This is a genomic window from Microbacterium sp. C448 (assembly GCF_000582705.2).
GTDB lineage: Bacteria > Actinomycetota > Actinomycetes > Actinomycetales > Microbacteriaceae > Microbacterium > Microbacterium lacus_A.
Genome location: NZ_HG779654.1, coordinates 1 through 443 on the forward strand (window position 1 = coordinate 1; position 443 = coordinate 443).

1 protein-coding gene is annotated in these 443 nt (G+C 67.3%); it reads left to right on the forward strand.

What is annotated here, in order from left to right:
• Positions 1 to 109 precede the first annotated feature (109 nt).
• A partial coding sequence (locus tag MIC448_RS06610) for a transposase family protein (RefSeq protein ID WP_144237997.1) occupies positions 110 to 443 on the forward strand: 334 nt, incomplete at its 3' end.

Below are 443 nucleotides of genomic sequence, written 5' to 3' on the forward strand. Positions count from 1 at the left end.
GGCTCTTCGCAATTGAGGGTGTAGTCGGCGTGCGTGCGGCGTTGGCTGGATAGGGGTCGAGGTCTTCCAGGATGGAAGTTCCTACACTCACCGTCCGGAAGACCTCGACGTGCTCCACGCTACCTTTGCGAACCCTGACCTGACCACGTTCTGCCGCCTCGACGAGCTCGGCCTCGAAGCCGCCGGCCAACGACTCGAGCCAGATCGTGCGGTGATCGAGTGCCGCGTCGCCGAGCCGGATCCGTGGTGCCGGAACTGCGGTGTTGAAGGTGTCCCGCGAGACACGGTGACCCGCCGCCTCGCGCACGAGCCGTTCGGGCACCGTCCGACCACGCTGCTGGTTCGGGTGCGTCGGTATCGGTGTTCGGAGTGCGGGCGGACCTGGCGGGAAGACACGAACCGGGCTGCGGCGCCGCGGGCGAAGATCTCGCGAAGCGGAGTGA